At 43.4% G+C, this 17,728-nt stretch carries 12 protein-coding genes; 8 read left to right on the top strand and 4 right to left on the bottom strand.

What is annotated here, in order from left to right; genetic code table 11:
* Nucleotides 1-25: 25 nt before the first annotated feature.
* The 4 genes from ABXS85_RS15905 to ABXS85_RS15890 all read left to right on the top strand — a co-directional run bounded on the left by ABXS85_RS15905 (nt 26) and on the right by ABXS85_RS15890 (nt 3,016).
* Nucleotides 26-562 carry an NUDIX domain-containing protein gene (locus tag ABXS85_RS15905; RefSeq protein ID WP_353667507.1) on the top strand — a complete coding sequence of 179 codons (537 nt, stop codon included), beginning with the start codon at nt 26-28 and terminating at the stop codon, nt 560-562.
* Entirely contained in the window at nt 504-1,328 is an 825-nt protein-coding gene (locus ABXS85_RS15900) for a DUF2927 domain-containing protein (RefSeq protein WP_353667506.1), read from the top strand. Before ABXS85_RS15905 ends, ABXS85_RS15900 begins: the two co-directional genes overlap by 59 nt.
* Nucleotides 1,329-1,471: 143 nt before the next feature.
* Nucleotides 1,472-2,572 carry a uroporphyrinogen decarboxylase gene (gene hemE / locus ABXS85_RS15895; protein WP_353667505.1) on the top strand — a complete coding sequence of 367 codons (1,101 nt, stop codon included), beginning with the start codon at nt 1,472-1,474 and terminating at the stop codon, nt 2,570-2,572.
* A 105-nt stretch (nt 2,573-2,677) separates the two neighbouring features.
* On the top strand, nt 2,678-3,016 hold the full coding sequence (locus ABXS85_RS15890) for a P-II family nitrogen regulator (RefSeq protein WP_353667504.1): 339 nt from the start codon (nt 2,678-2,680) through the stop codon (nt 3,014-3,016).
* Nucleotides 3,017-3,134: 118 nt separating this feature from the next.
* Here the strand turns inward: ABXS85_RS15890 and ABXS85_RS15885 are convergent, their stop codons facing one another.
* Complete coding sequence (locus tag ABXS85_RS15885; protein ID WP_353667503.1) at nt 3,135-4,166, bottom strand: GlxA family transcriptional regulator; 1,032 nt, start codon at nt 4,164-4,166, stop codon at nt 3,135-3,137.
* A 304-nt stretch (nt 4,167-4,470) separates the two neighbouring features.
* On the opposite strand from ABXS85_RS15885, the gene ABXS85_RS15880 reads away from it, so the two are divergent.
* The 3 genes from ABXS85_RS15880 (at nt 4,471) to sbmA (ending at nt 12,102) form a co-directional block, all read left to right on the top strand.
* Nucleotides 4,471-9,288 (top strand): NAD-glutamate dehydrogenase, encoded by a 4,818-nt coding sequence (locus ABXS85_RS15880; RefSeq protein WP_353667502.1) that lies wholly within the window; start codon nt 4,471-4,473, stop codon nt 9,286-9,288.
* A gap of 51 nt (nt 9,289-9,339) precedes the next feature.
* A complete protein-coding gene (locus tag ABXS85_RS15875; protein ID WP_353667501.1) occupies nt 9,340-10,563 on the top strand; it encodes an aspartate aminotransferase family protein in 1,224 nt (407 codons plus the stop codon).
* Nucleotides 10,564-10,833: 270 nt separating this feature from the next.
* A complete protein-coding gene (sbmA, locus tag ABXS85_RS15870; protein ID WP_353667500.1) occupies nt 10,834-12,102 on the top strand; it encodes a peptide antibiotic transporter SbmA in 1,269 nt (422 codons plus the stop codon).
* Between the two features lie 99 nt (nt 12,103-12,201).
* Here sbmA and ABXS85_RS15865 read toward each other — a convergent pair whose 3' ends face one another.
* The 3 genes from ABXS85_RS15865 to ABXS85_RS15855 all read right to left on the bottom strand — a co-directional run bounded on the left by ABXS85_RS15865 (nt 12,202) and on the right by ABXS85_RS15855 (nt 16,444).
* Nucleotides 12,202-12,411 carry a hypothetical protein gene (locus tag ABXS85_RS15865; protein WP_353667499.1) on the bottom strand — a complete coding sequence of 70 codons (210 nt, stop codon included), beginning with the start codon at nt 12,409-12,411 and terminating at the stop codon, nt 12,202-12,204.
* A 114-nt stretch (nt 12,412-12,525) separates the two neighbouring features.
* The gene (gene glnE / locus ABXS85_RS15860) at nt 12,526-15,456 is read right to left on the bottom strand and encodes a bifunctional [glutamate--ammonia ligase]-adenylyl-L-tyrosine phosphorylase/[glutamate--ammonia-ligase] adenylyltransferase (RefSeq protein WP_353667498.1); all 2,931 of its coding nucleotides are present in this window, start codon (nt 15,454-15,456) and stop codon (nt 12,526-12,528) included.
* A gap of 40 nt (nt 15,457-15,496) precedes the next feature.
* Nucleotides 15,497-16,444 (bottom strand): CYTH domain-containing protein, encoded by a 948-nt coding sequence (locus ABXS85_RS15855; protein ID WP_353667497.1) that lies wholly within the window; start codon nt 16,442-16,444, stop codon nt 15,497-15,499.
* 118 nt (nt 16,445-16,562) lie between these two features.
* On the opposite strand from ABXS85_RS15855, the gene argE reads away from it, so the two are divergent.
* On the top strand, nt 16,563-17,726 hold the full coding sequence (gene argE / locus ABXS85_RS15850; RefSeq protein ID WP_353667496.1) for an acetylornithine deacetylase: 1,164 nt from the start codon (nt 16,563-16,565) through the stop codon (nt 17,724-17,726).
* Nucleotides 17,727-17,728 lie beyond the last annotated feature (2 nt).

Here is a 17,728-nt window from a genome sequence, read left to right as displayed (position 1 = left end):
TTCCACGCCTGTAATTGAGTAATGTATGCCAGAGAATGACGAAGTCATTATTTTAGTCGACCAACACAATCAAATTGTTGGTGATGTTCCTCGTCGCTTGATGAACTTTGGTGAGGATTTTCACAGGGTAACTTACATCTTAGTCTTCATGCCAAGCGGTAACCTACTAGTACAAAAACGTACTGATGATAAAGCCTTCTGTCCCGGTTTTTATGGCATTACCACTGGTGGAGTGGTGGCCAAAGGCGAGTCTTATTTGGCGTCTGCGCATCGAGAATTACACGAAGAATTAGGATTTGATGCCCCACTTGAAAGTCAGGGAATATTCTTTACACAAGGAAAAGGCTTCAAAATCTGGGGAAAGATTTATACTTGTCATTATCTTCCCGAAATTCATGGGGACCTTATGCTGCAACCTAAAGAAGTGGCTTCCGTTCACGAAATGAGCATGGAAGAGATTTTGCAAAACCCTAACGAATTAGATTTTACGCCGGATTCTTTTGATGCTTTACGACATTATGCCAATCAGCTTACTCAACCGCATGCGAACGATCCTTTGTAGCCTTATCAGTTTTGCTTGTATTTTTGGGTCAACAGGATATGCCAAGGAACGTTGGCAAGATGATGACTATATTGAAGAAAGCTTTATTAAAATCGCCCTACAAAGAGAATACAAGGAAACCAATCACCCCAAAATCATTCGCTGGAAAAACCCTATTCAACTTTATTTCGCCAGTGATTTTGGCAATGCCAAGCTACAAAAAGAATTACTCAGTGTGCACAGCCAACACCTATCGCACATCACCAAGCTACCCATTCATTTTACCGATCAAGTATCAGACGCAAATATATTCGTGATTTTTACAGAATACGCCAAGCTGGAAGACAAAGTTCGCCAATACATAGGCAACCCAGATAATATTCGCGCCGCACTAAACGAAGCCATTTGTTTGGGTAATTTCCGCCGTAATGGACATTATGAAATCACCCGCGGCGTCATTATTATTCCGGTCGATTATGCCCGCAGCAAAGCACGTTTTTTAGACTGTGTAGTCGAGGAGATTACTCAATTACTTGGCCTACCTAATGACTCGAATGACGTTTACCCATCCGTCTTCAATGACGTCAGTGTGGATACCTATTTGAGTCCGCTGGATTATATTTTACTCAAAGCGCTTTATTCAAACACCCTTAAACCCGGCATGAACGTTACACAAACCCGCGCCTCTTTTGCCGATGTATTAACAGAATTAAAAGCCAACGGAGACATTAAATATGCCAAGGAACGGGTTCAAGAATTTAGCCTAAAGCGCTACCTTGGAGACTAGGATCAAGCTTTATGAAAACTGTTATAAATCAATGTTATTTTTATTTTTTTGCAAAACTCCTCATAAATATTACTTATTCACTCTGAATTCCTGATTAAGTTAGGTAAACTGTAATCAGTTTGTACTTACCCTGGAGAGCTTTAATGTTTCCTGAACTCAAAAACGACCGCTTCTTGCGAGCCCTACTCAAACAACCAGTGGACACCACACCGGTTTGGATGATGAGACAAGCTGGCCGTTACTTGCCTGAATATCGCGCAAGCCGTGCCAACGCTGGGGATTTTTTGAGCCTTTGTAAAAATGATGCTTTTGCATGTGAAGTCACCCTGCAACCCTTGCAGCGATATGACTTAGATGCCGCCATTTTATTTTCTGATATTTTAACCATACCTGATGCCATGGGAATGGGCTTGTACTTTGAAGCCGGAGAAGGGCCAAGATTCAAGCACATCATGCGCAATCAAGCGGACATAGACGCTCTGCCCGTCACCACGGCAAGTGATTTAGATTATGTCATGAAAGCGGTGACCACCATTCGCCATGCCCTGAATGGCGACGTACCACTCATTGGTTTTTCTGGCAGTCCTTGGACCTTAGCCACCTACATGGTTGAAGGCGGTTCCAGTAAAGATTTTCGTCACATCAAAGCCATGATGTACCAATCCCCAAACACCTTACACAGCTTGTTAGACAAACTCGCTCAATCTGTGACCCACTACTTAAATGGTCAAATTGAAGCAGGAGCACAAGCCATTCAAATATTTGATACTTGGGGCGGTATCTTAAGTGGCCCCATGTATCAACAGTTCTCCTTGCTGTACATGAAACAAATCATGAATGGTTTAATTCGTGAACATAATGGCCAGAAAATTCCGATTATTTTATTTACTAAAAACGGTGGTCAATGGCTAGAAAACATTGCTGCAACAGGGCCAGATGCTTTGGGCCTAGATTGGACCACAGACATTGGTGAAGCCAGAGCACGAGTAGGTAAACAAGTTGCTCTACAAGGTAACATTGATCCCTGTGTTTTATACGCAGACAAAGAAGTGATCGAACGAGAAGTCGCAGAAGTATTATCGAGTTTTGGACACGGTAGTGGTCATGTGTTTAATTTAGGACATGGTATTCATCAATTTGTTAACCCAGATCATCCTAAGTATCTCATTGATGCAGTTCATAAATTTGGTCAAGAATATCATGAGACAAAATACGATGATTTAGATGCTCTAAACGGATTGTAATCTAACCACTGAAATAACCACCGCCATTGACGCAAATATGGCGAGTTTGGCAATTGAGTGTTATTTTTATGCTAATAAGTGCTTTATCAGAATGGAGAGAAAATAATGAAACTAATCACCGCAATTGTTAAACCTTTCAAACTCGACGAAGTTCGTGAAGCGTTATCTGAAATCGGCATCAATGGTATTACCGTTACCGAAGTAAAAGGTTTTGGTCGTCAGCGCGGCCATACCGAATTGTATCGCGGCGCTGAATACGTGGTTGATTTTTTACCTAAGGTCAAATTGGAATTAGCCGTTGAATCCGAGCAAGTTGAACGCGCGATAGAAGTGATTCAACACAGTGCCAACACTGGAAAAATCGGCGACGGTAAAATCTTTGTGACGGCTGTTGAACAGATTATTCGTATTCGTACTGGTGAAACAGGAGCCGAAGCTATCTAGGTCGCGATTTAGCACAAAATTCTTTATTAGCCTGCTTATTCAGCAGGCTTTTTTATGCCAACTCATTTTAAAAACAATCGCTCTCAGAAGCGATTTAACTCAATGCCTGTCATGATATTTATGATACCTTGTTTCTCTTCCATAACTGGTGCTTCTTACGAGGAACAGTCAACTCCTTGCTAGTGGAACTGCTTTGTTTATTGCGCTCTTCCCTTGGCGTAACACCAAAAAAGCCTTTGTATGTGGTGCTAAAGTGTGGCGCCGAACCAAAACCACAATCTCGCCCTATGTCCGTAATGGACTTATCACTATTTAACAGTCTTTGTTTGGCCTGCTGCAAACGCAATTCAAGATAATATCGTGAAGGTACCACTTCCAAATGGGTTTTAAATAAACGTTCCAAATGACGACGAGAAATCCCTAAATGATAAGCAATGTCTTCCGAGGATAAAGGCTCTTCTATGTTCGCTTCCATAAGCTGAACCGCCTCTACCAGCTTAGGTTGTCCACTACCTATCCTTGCCTGCAAGGGAATCCGCTGCGGATCGTCGTGAGCACGAATACGTTCACAAACAAACTGCTCAGAAATGTTGCTCGCTAACAACATGCCATGTTGTTTTCCAATTAAGAAGAGCATCATATCCATTGCGGCCGTACCACCACTACAGGTGTATCTGTCTTTATCAACCTCAAACAAATGATCCGACACTATGGTTTGTGGAAATTCGTCTCGTAAGTTCGCGATACTCCACCAATGAATGGTCGCTCGATAACCATCTAATAGGCCTGCTTTCGCCAAAAGATAGCTTCCAGTACAAATTCCACCCAAAGAAATTTGCTTTCCCGCTTGTTTTCTAATCCAATTTTCTAAAGTTTTATTTTCGTTTTTTGTCACAGGCGAAGCACCACAAACGAATATCGCGTCCAAACCACTCGGCGCATCACTGGTTAAATAGTCTGCTAGACTCGTAACTCCTGTATTTGAAGGTACTTCACGATTTTCATGACTGATTGTACAGAAAGAATAAAGCGCTTTTCCGGTCACCCAGTTAGCCATATGCAAGGTTTCAATGGCAGACGAAAAACCCAGCATAGAATAATTAGGTAAGAGCAAAAAACCGTATTTTTGTGGTCTTTTGCTCGCCTGCATGATTTCTCTTGATGCGAATTCGCTCTTGTACAAAATATTATCCTGTGAACTATAGACTAAAAAGATGTTTATTTCGTTTAAAATGGATAACAAAGGTTTTTTTCATATTATGACTAAGTTTTCAGGGTAAGAAAACCTAACATAAAAAATAAATGTCGCAATTAGAAAACTAAACAACTACTAAAGAGGTGAAATTTTCATAATAATCTCAAAAAAGTCCTAAAGGAAAACTTTCATAAAGTGATATTAGCAACTAATTTTATAAAGACAGAAAAACAAACACTCATGTAAGGATTGAGTTCACATGACTGATTACAAAAAAAGCGAATTAATTGAACGCGTTGAGTTAGAGATTAACGACCACTTCACCAGCACGGACGCGAATGATTTGATTCAACTGGCCCGCCTTTATTTCAAGGACTCTTTAACAGAAGACTTGACTAACGAAAGTATCGAGAATCTATACGGTACCATTGTTTGCTTATGGGATTTCTTGAAACAAAAAGCGCCGCAAAAGCCAAAGGTGCGTGTTTATAATCCAAACTACGAAGAGCACAGCTGGCAATCGACTCACACAGTCATTGAAATCCTTACTGAAGACATGCCTTTCCTAGTATCGTCTTTCAACATGGCACTGGTGCGCCTTGGCCATACGATTCATTTGACCGCTCACCCTGCTATGCCAGTGGAACGCAACAAAAAAGGTGAACTACAGAAGATCGACCCAACTTCTAAGCAGTTTGAAGCCCTGATTCGCTTTGAAATTGATCGTTTGTCAGATCCGGCTTTGCTGGATCAGATAAAAGACGAAATCCTAAAAAGCCTAGAAGACGTTCGCAAAACTGTCACCGACTGGCCACAAATGAAAGCGCATATGAGCGAGGTGATTCGTGAATCAGAACAGCTGGCGCACCTAAAAAACAACACTGAACACCAAGAAATTCTAGACTTCTTGCGTTGGGTGGCGAACGACCATTTTACCTTCATAGGATTCAGAGCCTATGACCTAGTGGTGGAAAATAAAGCAACACATTTAAAATTGGTTGAAGGGTCTGGACTTGGCACCTTCCGTGATTTAAATGATAAAAAAGTCAAACGTGACATTGTCTTACAAGACAACCTAGCGGACCTAGCAGTGGATAACAGCAACATCTTAATCCTTACCAAATCCACTGCCATTTCCACAGTGCACCGTCCAGTACATTTGGATTATCTGGGCATTAAACGCTTTGACAAGAAAGGCAATGTGATCGGTGAATGGCGCTTCTTTGGTTTGTACTCTTCTGCCGCTTACATTGCTCGCCTTCAAGATATTCCTTTATTGCGTAAGAAGCTTGACGTCATTGTTGAGAAAGCCAATGTGGATCCGAACAGCCACAAGGGAAAAAACCTCAAACACATTCTTAACAGCTATCCTCGTGATGAAATGCTTCAAGCTCCTGTGGAAGAACTGTTTGGCACCATTGAAAGCATTCTGGCCATTCAAGAACGCCGACAGTTACGCGTCTTCTTGCGTAAAGATATTTATGGGCGCTTCTTAAACGCTTTGGTGTATGTGCCAAGAGACAGATACAACACCGAATTGCGTATAAAAATGCAAGACATCTTGATGACAGCCTGCAATGGCACCAGTTCCGAGTTCAACGTTCAGTTTTCACAGCTCGTGTTAGCTCGGGTAAACTTCACCATACAAATTGCCGATCCAAAACAAAGCCCAACCATAGATGCCGAAGACATTCAGCGCAAAATGCAAGATGCCATGAGCTCGTGGGAAGATAAGATACTTAACGCATTACATAAAAGTCATGGTGAAGAGGCAGGCAATCAACTCTACACAGAATACGTACCTTATTTACCAGCCGCTTACCGTGAGGATTTTTCTCCAAATGCCGCGGTAATGGACATTGAACGCCTGAATCAATTGGCTGAAGAAGGGGATATTTCAACACACATTTACCGCCAAGTTGGGCAAGCCAAAAACAACTATTTCTTTAAAGTTTATGGCGCCGGTACCACCTTAATTCTATCGGATGTATTACCTATCTTGGAATGCATGGGCTTACGTGTATTAGAAGCACGACCCTACGAGCTTGATCAGAATGGCGATGGCACGGCGAATACATGGGTAGTGGAATTTGCCATCAGTGTAGATGCCGATGTCAATCTAGATAAAAATTCCCAACGTGAAGCCTTTCAGGATGCGTTCAATCAAGTGATTGTTCGTCGAGTCGAAAATGACCGTTTCAACGCCTTGGTATTAAGTGCTTCCTTAACTTGGCGTCAGGTCACCATGTTACGCGCATTAACCAAATATTTAATGCAACTTCAATTGCCTTTCTCTTTGCAATACATGCAGCAAACCTTGGAGAAAAACGCAGATATTGCTCGCCATTTGGTACAACTGTTCGAACAAAGGTTTGCCCCTACGCAAACCGCAAAACGTGATGATAAAGTTGCGAAACTACTGGAAAAGATTGATCAAGAATTGGATCAAGTTGCCAACCTAGACGAAGATCGTATTTTAAAACATTACCTATCGGTTATTCAGGCTATGTTGCGTACCAACTTCTACCAAGTTGATGCCGATGGTAAAGTTAAAGACTATGTGTCGTTCAAATTGGATCCATCACAAATCCCTGCTGTACCACTGCCTCGTCCTAAATTTGAAATTTTCGTCTATGCCCCTTGGGTAGAAGGCGTTCACATGCGTGGTGGCAAAGTCGCTCGGGGTGGTTTGCGCTGGTCTGACCGAATGGAAGATTTCCGTACCGAAGTATTAGGGTTAGTAAAAGCTCAAATGGTGAAAAACGCCGTTATTGTTCCTGCCGGAGCGAAAGGTGGTTTTGTCGCCAAACAATTGAAGAAAAACGCCTCTCGTGAAGAAGTTCAAGCAGAAGTCGTACATTGCTATACCACCTTCATTAGCGGTTTACTCGACATCACCGACAACTTGGTACAAAACCAAGTCGTGCCCCCCATGTCAGTAGAGCGTTACGACGAAGACGATCCGTACCTAGTGGTTGCCGCCGATAAAGGTACAGCCACCTTCTCCGACCTAGCCAATAGTATCTCGGCACAATATGGCTTCTGGTTGGGTGACGCTTTTGCCTCAGGTGGCTCAAACGGTTATGACCATAAGAAAATGGGTATCACTGCGCGCGGTGCTTGGGAATCGGTTAAACGTCAATTTAAAGAAATCGGCATTGATTGCCAAACAACGGACTTTACCGCTGTGGGTGTAGGCGACATGGCGGGAGACGTATTTGGTAATGGAATGTTGCTATCTGAGCACACTTGTTTGGTGGCGGCGTTTAACCACATGCACATTTTCATCGACCCAACCCCCGATGCAGCGAGCTCATTTGCTGAACGTCAGCGTTTATTTAACTTGCCTCGCTCTTCTTGGGAAGACTATAACAAAGAGCTGATTTCAAAAGGCGGTGGTATCTTCAGTCGTGCAGCCAAATCTATCCCCATTAATGCCGACATACGTAAGGCTCTTGGCATTGAAGGCAATGTTAAATCCATGGCACCAATTGATCTAATCAATAACATTCTTAAAGCGCCTGTGGATCTTTTATGGAATGGTGGTATCGGTACTTATGTAAAAGCCGAAGCGGAATCCCATGCCGATGCTGGCGACAGTGCTAATAATGGTTTGCGCGTAAATGGTAAAGAATTACGCTGCAAGATCGTTGGCGAAGGCGGCAACCTAGGCTTGACTCAATTGGGTCGTATCGAATTTGCCCAAAAAGGCGGTTTAATCAGCACTGATGCTATCGACAACTCAGCGGGTGTAGACAGTTCTGACCACGAAGTTAACATTAAAATTTTACTTAACCGTGTGGTTGAAAATGGCGACATGACTGAGAAACAACGTAACACCTTGTTGGCAGAAATGACCGATGAAGTGGCGGATCTGGTGTTACGTCATAACCGTGGCCAAAGTCATGTACTGTCTTTGATCAACTCACGCGCACCAGAAAAGCTTGCTGATCACTGGCGTTTGATTCAATCACTGGTTCGTGAAGGCCGCTTGAATCGTGAAATCGAATTTTTACCAACTGATGGTCAGATTCGTAAACGTCTCAACAAAGGTCTAGGCTTAACGCGCCCAGAGATTTCCGTGTTGTTGGCTTATTCCAAGATCAAGCTATCTGAGCAGTTAGTTGAAGATGGCATTGGTGAAGACGCTGATTTGATCACCCAAATCAACCAGTACTTCCCACGGGAGCTAACCAAGCGTTTCGGTGATCAAATGGCGTCACACCCATTGGCACAAGAAATCATCGCAGGTCATGTAACCAACAATCTTGGCAATCGCATGGGGGCTTCTTTCTCCACTTATATGCAGGAAGAAACCAGTGCCTCGGCTTTAAATGTGGTACGCGCCTATATGGCAGCAGAAACCATCTTTGATATTCCGTCCCTATGGGATGCTATTAATCGCTTAGACTTTGAAGTACCGAACCCTGTGTTAAATGCTTTATTAATTCGCATTCAGGGCTTACTGGAACGTTCAACTTTATGGTTATTGCGCAATACTCGCGAAAGCCTGTCAATTCAGAGATTAATTGAAACCTACCAACCCGGTGTGAACGTCATTGCGGCCAACATTCAAGCCATCTTGACGGAGTCTAGCCAAGAGCATTTAGCACAAGCCAATCAGGAATTGATGGAGCAAGGCATACCGCAGGACTTAGCGGACAAATTATCTGCCCTACAATATCTATTCTATGGTTTGGACATTATCCGCGTAGCCAGCAACACCGAAAGCGAAGTATTAGATGTTGCACAAACTTACTTTGCTTTGGAAATGGAGCTGGAACTGCACTGGTTGCGTCAGCGAGCTGCTCAATTGCCAGCCGAAGACATGTGGCAACGCCGTGCTAAAGCGGGTCTAGGTGATGAAGTCGACAACAGTTTGCGCACCTTAACACAAGAGGTGATCCAATCGAATGCCGACATCAAAGCATTGGACCAAAGGCTGGCCAACTGGCAAGAAACGAATTTAGACAGCATTCATCATTACCGTGCCACTTTCAGCGAAATTAAGCTGGAAAGTGAATTATCATTAGCTATGGTGACTGTTGCTATTCGTGAGCTGAGAAATTTGATATAAAATCATCAGGTGGCCGACGGTTCGGCCACCTTTTTTAATGAGGATGTAAAAGTGACACAAGAAATAACGAGAGCAACCTTTGATGAAGTAATGGTTCCCACTTACGCACCGTCAACAATCATTCCTGTGCGTGGTGAAGGCTCTCGCGTATGGGACAATGAAGGCAAAGAATACATTGATTTTGCAGGCGGTATTGCCGTGACTGCACTGGGACATTCCAATCCAACTCTGGTCAAAGTCATGCGTGAACAAGCTGGACAAATTTGGCACCTTTCTAACGTCATGACCAATGAGCCAGCCTTGCGACTGGCAAAAAAACTAACCTCTAAAACCTTTGCTGATCGCGTTTTCTTCGCCAACAGTGGTGCAGAAGCCAACGAAGCCGCCTTTAAATTGGCACGTCGTTACGCATACGATCATTTCGGTCCTGAAAAACACGAAATCATCGCCTTTTATAAATCCTTCCATGGCCGTACTTTATTCACTGTTTCGGTGGGCGGACAAGCGAAATACAAAGAAGGTTTTGAACCGACACCAGCTGGTATTAAGCATTGTGATTTTAACGATATAGAGCAACTTAAAACCATTATCAGCGACAAAACCTGTGCCGTGGTAATGGAGCCCATTCAAGGGGAAGGCGGCATCATTCCTGCCGATCTTGAATTTGCCAAACAAGTACGTGTACTTTGTGACCAACACAATGCCCTGTTGGTGTTTGATGAAGTGCAATCAGGCGTTGGTCGAACGGGTACCTTATTCGCCTATGAACAAACTGGCGTGACCCCAGACATCATGACATCGGCGAAATCCTTGGGGAACGGCTTCCCTGTTGGTGCTATGTTAGCCACAGAAAAAGTTGCAAAAAGCTTTGCTTTTGGTACCCATGGCAGTACATATGGTGGCAACCCAATGGCCTGCGCCATTGCTGAAGCTGTGGTCGATATGATTGACACACCTGAAGTATTAAATGGCGTGAAAAAACGCCATGAGTTATTCGTTGCCGGTTTGCACGCTATTAACAAAAAGTACCATGTTTTCAAAGAAGTGCGTGGTATGGGCCTGTTAATTGGTGCCCAAGTAGTGGATGAATTCTCTGGCAATGCCAGTAAATTCCTTGCGGCGGCCGCAGAAGAAGGCTTATTTGTCTTAGTAGCAGGACCTGATGTGGTTCGCCTTGCGCCTTCTTTAATCATTCCTGAAGCCGATATCGCGGAAGGCTTAGCTCGTCTAGAACGGGCGGTTGCTAAAGTGGTTGAACAATCCAAAGCCGCATAACCGGTTAATCCAATGCGAATAAAAAAATCGAGCCATGTGCTCGATTTTTTTATGCAACTTTTTATTTATATTAAGGTCAAATCCGCCTTGCGGCTCAATGAGAACCATTGTCGTCTTTTTTGCAGAATCCTTAAATGTCAATTAATTGTGCTAACCCATCGACTAGTTTAAGCTGCATAGTCATAGGATATAAGATGCGCTAGGACAGCAAAGGGAAAGTAATTACCATTCATCCAATATGATTAACCTAATACATAGGGAAACCAAAACGTGTTCCATTCTTTTTTTCCAAAACCCAAGCTGTTTTTTTTAAGTTTTGTCGTCTGGGCGCTTATTGGTGTCCTTGGCTGGTATCTGGTTATGCAAAATCTTGGGGCTCAACTTAGCCTTGGATCTTTGTTTGGCCTAACCTTTCCAGAAGCTTTAGCAGAAGGAGCTGATGCAACGGCACAAGCGGCTTTCCAAGACGCTTCAAAAGGTGCTGAAACCTTCTGGCTCTACCAGTATTTGGTCATTTGTTATGGTCTTTTTATTGGTGCATGGATGTTACTTGGCGGACAAAAATGGGCCAAATGGTCAGTTGCAGGCTCTGGTTTGATCATCTTCACAACCTGGTTTAGTGTGCAGCTAAACGTCATCCTGAACCAATGGTATGGCAGTTTTTATAACCTGATTCAAAAAGCCCTGTCAGCACCTAACTCCATTACGCTAAATGAATATTTTGATCAACTTTACTTCTTCCTAGGCATTGCAGCCGTCAGTATTAGTGTGGTCGTACTAAAACACTTTTTCGTTAGTCACTATGTGTTCCGCTGGCGTACTGCTATGACAGACTATTACTCTTCTAAATGGCAACAGGTAAGACACATTGAAGGGGCATCACAGCGTATTCAAGAAGACACCATGCGTTTTGCTAGCATCATGGAAGGCTTAGGCGTCAGTTTCATCAGCTCAATCATGACACTTCTGGCCTTTTTACCCGTGTTATGGGGGCTTTCCAGTTACATAACAGAATTACCCTTTATTGGAGAAGTTCCGCAAGCCTTGGTTTTTGTCGCTCTCTTTTGGTCCATTATCGGTACAGCATTATTGGCCCTCGCTGGTATCAAATTACCAGGATTAGAATTTAAGAACCAAAAAGTGGAAGCCGCGTATCGTAAAGAACTTGTGTATGGCGAAGACTATGAAGACAGGGCCCAACCACTAACGCTCAATGAATTATTTGGTAATGTGCGTAAAAATTACTTCACGCTTTACTTCAACTATTTGTACTTCAATGTCGTTCGCTACGGCTATCTACAAGCAGGTGTACTGGTTCCTGCAATTGCATTAGGGCCATCGATTGTCGCTGGCGCCATTACCTTTGGCATTTTCCAACAGATCAATAACGCTTTTAATCAAGTAGAAAATTCCTTCCAATTTTTAGTTAACTCTTGGACGACGATTGTTGAATTACTTTCAATTTACAAGCGTTTGAAATCCTTTGAAGCCACCATTGATAGCACGCCATTGCCAAGTGAAGACAGCGTATTTAGCTAAGGTTTAATGAGCAAATCTGGTCTTTCAACATAAAAAGCGCCATAAAAAATACCCCAGCAAGCCAAGCTTACTGGGGTATTTATTCTTTCATTCAAAACATCAGACGTTAATATTGATGTTCTGACCTAAGTTGTCCGTTGTCGTATGCGAGCCACTACTCGCTACTGGTGTGGTCGGCTCAGTTGCCCTTTCAAGTAACTCAAGTTTTTGCTGAGCTTCTTGTTGTTGAGCTGCTTTGGATAAACTCGCCTGATACACTTCTCGGGCGTAATCCATTGCAGGACCACTGACACCATTTACTTCTGCCATTATGCCTCCTTTGCTTAACGCAAATTGCTCAAAAAACAGTCAATAAACTTAAGTATAGAGGAATAGAGTTCAATTTACGAACAATTTTTCCACCACACTGGATTTTTAATCATTTTAGGCCTGCTTTTTATGCACAAAATTGTCCCACAGCTCATTGATTAAACTTTGATTTTGCTGCAATGCCTCATCTTTTTGCACCACACGCCCTTGCTTTTGCAGAGCTTGACGATGGGTTTTTGAACGATACAAGGTATAGGTATCTGCCATACCCTGAACCTGCTCAGATGTCATTAGACCCACTTGAGCAATGGCCTCTAATTGACGCACATTGTCTGAGTAAGTCATCAGTTCTGGATACTGACATGACCAAGCCAACACATAATATTGCACCATAAACTCAATATCTATGATGCCACCAGCCCCCTGTTTTAAGTCAAAGCCTTTTTCTTTACTACCTGTATCCAAATGGGCACGCATTTTTTCACGCATTTTAATGACTTCGGCCTTAAGCTCCTGTCTATCACGAACTTGCGCTATGATACTTTTACGACATTCTTCAAAACGGTTTAATACTGCAGAATCGCCTGCTAAGCCTCGTGCCCGGGTAAGTGCTTGGTGCTCCCAAACCCAAGCCTCATTTTGTTGATACTCACGAAAGGCCTCCAAACTACTAACCAACAATCCCGAATTCCCTGACGGTCGCAAGCGCATATCCACTTCATATAAACGCCCTGCCGAGGTAAAGCTGGTAATCATGTGAATCAGTCTCTGACCCAGTCGTGTATAAAAAGTAAGATTATCGATACTACGCTCACCATCAGTTTGTCCATTAGCTTGAGCATCATGAATAAATACCAAATCAAGATCCGAATCGTAGCCCAGCTCCCAACCACCCGATTTACCATAACCAATAATGGCTAACTGAGGTTCATGAAAAGCATTAGCATAACTGACCGGAAAACCGTGTTTTTTGGTGAGATGATACCAAGACTGCTGCAATACCTGTTCTAGCAATACCTCTGCCAGCCAAGTTAAGTGATCACTTACTTTCATGACTGGCAAGATACCTGTGATATCACAGGCCGCGATACGCAGTATTATAGAGCGACGAAAACGACGCATGGCATCCATTTGCGCTTCTTCATCTTCCTCTGGCAGACGCAATAAAATTTGCTTTAACTCATCTTCCAACATGGCCTTGTCTGGAGGTGAAAACAAGGTATTGGTATCCAGCAATTCATCTAACAAAGCCGGTGTTGCCGAAATAGCATCGGTAAACCACACACTTTCCCGGCAAAGTCGAATCAAATGGGTTAGCGCCTTGTGATTCTCACAAAGTAAAACCAGATAAGCAGTTCGACGTAACACAGCTTCAAGAATCGGAAACACGCGCTCCAACACTAAATCTGGATGATCTTCATGACCGAGTTGACGAAGAAAGGCGGCCAAGAAAACCGCCAATCGCTCCTGACCAATTGGTTGCATAAAAGCCACTGTGCGAGATGACAACAATTGTGAAATACTTTGCGCAGCCATATCCAAAGACTGCCAAGGTATTATTCCGATCGCATCGACGATAGCGTCCGTGTCCTCTGGCGACTTCATTAGAATACGCCATGTCTCCTGTTCGGCTTTATCCGCGTCTGTTTCATCTTCGTCTTCAATCAACTTGATAAAGTAATCGTGCACTTGATGACGCGCCTGCCATAAAGCATCATTCAGCGCCTTCCAACTGTCATATCCCACCATAATAGCGACACGAAAACGCGAAAGCTCGTCCTCCGGCAACAACTGGGTTTGTTCATCTTTTATCGCTTGTAATGCATGTTCAGTACGACGCAGTAACACATAAGCCTGAATGAGTGCATCCACTTCCTGCTGGCTTAAATAGTCTTGTTGGGCCAAATAAGGCAGCACAGTTAACAAGGCTTGAGTTTGCAGTCCCTGATCTCGACCACCATGCAAAATCTGTAAGGCTTGAGCGATGAATTCAACTTCTCGAATCCCCCCCTGCCCTAATTTAATGTTGTGTTCTATCCCTTTGCGCCTTACTTCTTTTGCGATCATACGTTTTAAATCTCGCAAAGCACCGAGGGCGCCAAAATCCAAATACTTACGGTACACAAATGGTTTACGTAAGGCTTCGAACTCAGCGATATCAAGATCGCTACCAGCCATGACGCGCGCTTTAATCATGGCGTATCTTTCCCAGTCACGCCCTTGGTCTTGATAGTAATTTTCCAAAGAGTCGAGATTCAGCACCAAGGCCCCAGATTGCCCAAAAGGTCGCAAACGCATGTCCACTCGGAACACAAAACCATCCGCAGTCACTTGATCTAAATGTTGAATCAACTTTTGCCCAAGCTTGGTGAAATATTCTTGATGAGACAAGGTCTTTTTACCACCTTGTGTGTCACCATGCTCACGAAAGGCAAAGATCAAATCAATATCAGAAGACAAATTCAGTTCATTGCCCCCTAACTTGCCCATGCCAATCACTATCAGGCTTTGTACTTGACCGCGCGAATCCAGCGCCTGCCCATACAAACCTGCATAATTCTGCTGACTCCATAACAAACTGGCATTGACACTTACATCCGCCAAGGCGCTCAAATGCGCTGTCAGTTCCACTAAGGAGATTTTCTGTTGTATGTCCAAAGCAATCAAACGCACCATCCACCATTGTCGATAGAGGCGCAAACGCTTTAATAACTGGGCTTCCTCACTTGGTATAACTTGTTCATCCATTACCTCTTGAGCGGCCAGATGAAAACTTGCTTCACCAGCAAACAATGCTTCTAAAGAAGGTTTTTGTAACCCAGTAAGAGACAGTAATTCATCCAACCAATGAGGGTAACGCAACAGATTTTTGTGTAGATAATCACTCAATAGCCACAATGGCTCCAATTGCTCAATGTGTTCGGATGTCAAATTGATTAAGCCATGTCGCAGTCTCGCTTCTTGCAGCTGTTCCAAGGCCAATGAGGGGTTATCTAACTGTTGGCGAAATAAGGCGTAACTCGGATTTTGATTGGGTGTCAACAAGTGGTTTTCCTTTGTATATTGTTATTTTATCAAAACAACTCTAATGACTCTGCTGATTAAGCCATTGACCAATTTTTAACATCAAACTGCCTACCGACTTTAATCCTGCTAACAGACCTAACACCTGATCTTCCTCAGCTTTATAAAGCTCGTCTAACGTTTGATCTAATGCCACTAACGCTTGATCTAAATGAGACGGCAAAAATGGACGCATTTGATGTAGGGTATGACGAAATGGTTGCAACAAGACTTCGTCCTTCATAAAGAACATTGCCTCCCAATACACCAACCAAACTTCATACCAATAAGCCCCTAACACTGATGTATCAAAGGTGCCAATGGGACGTTGCGGAAATTCAATATGCCCTTGTTTCAAACGTACACCTTTTTGTGCTTTTGAAACGACACTAATCTGCACAGGAACCCGCTCTGCTAATTGTAAAGCAAATTCATACAATCCCAATTCGGAGCCAGACTTCAATTCAAGTTCTAACTCACAAATATTGTCTTCGCCATGAGGCGATGTCACTTTGCCATGATCACAAACCACTTCCATGCATGTGTCATACAGCTGAATATTCCACACTTGGCGCTGGAAATCGGTACGATAAGCTTCTTCTAGTTGACGACTCCAAGCCATGTCTTGCAAAGCATCTGGCAAAGGCAACTGATTTAATAAGGTTAAATCTAGGCGGTCTTGCTCAAGTTGCCACTCCCACTCACCTCTTGCATGCATACCAATGCGACTGCTACCGCGAGTTTTCACTGTTTGAATGTATTTATCATTGATCGCACGAATACGCAGTGCCATACCAGCTTGCATCAAGGTGGCCTCGGGCGTGTCGTAATAAGCATTCATCAAATTTAATGTGGGTTGGCGGGAATTGCTCTCATCATCAGCTTGAGCACATATTTCATCAAGAAAATCACTTGCAGACTTGAGATACTCAGGCTGAAGCATTAACTTAAGTTCTAGTTCAGTTGCCATAATTACAAACCTCTACAGCCTTTGCCAGACATCAGCAAAGAAAAACATCACTAAGCAAGTGTATCAGAAGCCTTAGCAATGTAATATTGGCGGATAATTTGGATTACAGGATGGCCCTATGCCCGCGTTACCTTCCCTCATTAGTATGATGACACAGCTGATCGCTTCTCCCTCTATCAGTTGCAGTCAAGCGCATTGGGATCAGTCAAACAAAGATGTGATCCAACTATTAGAAAGCTGGCTCAGTTCACAAGGCTTTCAATGTGAAGTCATGTCATTGCCAGATCAACCAAATAAATACAATCTCATCGCCACCTTAGGGCAAGGTGAAGGCGGCTTGGTGCTTTCTGGTCATACCGATACCGTCCCTTACGATGAAGGTCGTTGGCAGTCTGATCCGTTCAAGTTACAAGAACGCGACCAAAAGCTTTACGGCTTGGGCTCTTGCGATATGAAAGGCTTTTTTGCCATTGTCTTAGACACCATAGGTCACATGGCACTTAATGACTTGAAAGAGCCTCTCATTATTCTCGCCACTGCCGACGAAGAAAGTTCTATGTCCGGCGCACGGGCCCTGGTACAACAAAATAAACTAAAGGCTCGCTACGCCTTGATTGGTGAACCCACTGCCTTGACGCCAGTGTATGCTCACAAAGGCATTATGATGGAACGCATCCAAGTCACTGGACAAGCAGGACATTCTTCCAATCCGGCATTGGGAAACAACGCTTTGGACGCTATGCATGCGGTGATGTCAGAACTCATGGACTTTCGCCAGCAATTAAAACGTGATTATCGTGATGCCAGCTTCGTGATTGACTACCCAACCATGAACTTTGGGTGCATTCATGGTGGTGATAATCCAAACCGTATATGCGGTCGCTGCGAATTAGAATTTGATTTGCGTGCCTTACCCGGTATGAGCAATCAATCTTTGATGTCGGAAATCGCTCAACGCCTACCCAACATCGAAGAGAAAACCGGTACAAAAATTCAACTCAATAGCTTGTTCCCTGATGTACCATCATTTTACACGCCCATTGAATCCGCTATCATAAAAGCGTGTGAAAACTTAACAAAACGTCCGGCACAAACCGTTGCCTTTGCGACTGAAGGACCTTTTCTAAATCAAATGGGAATGGAAACCTTAGTTTTGGGACCAGGTTCAATCGACCAAGCTCATCAACCCAATGAGTTTATGGCGCTAGATCAAATTCAACCTATGCAGAAGGTAATTCGCGGCCTAATTGAACGCTTTTGCCTACAATCAACTGAGCAATAATA

This window comes from Marinomonas sp. THO17, assembly GCF_040436405.1.
Taxonomy (GTDB): Bacteria; Pseudomonadota; Gammaproteobacteria; order Pseudomonadales; family Marinomonadaceae; genus Marinomonas.
This window is presented reverse-complemented; position numbering and strand designations above follow the sequence as displayed.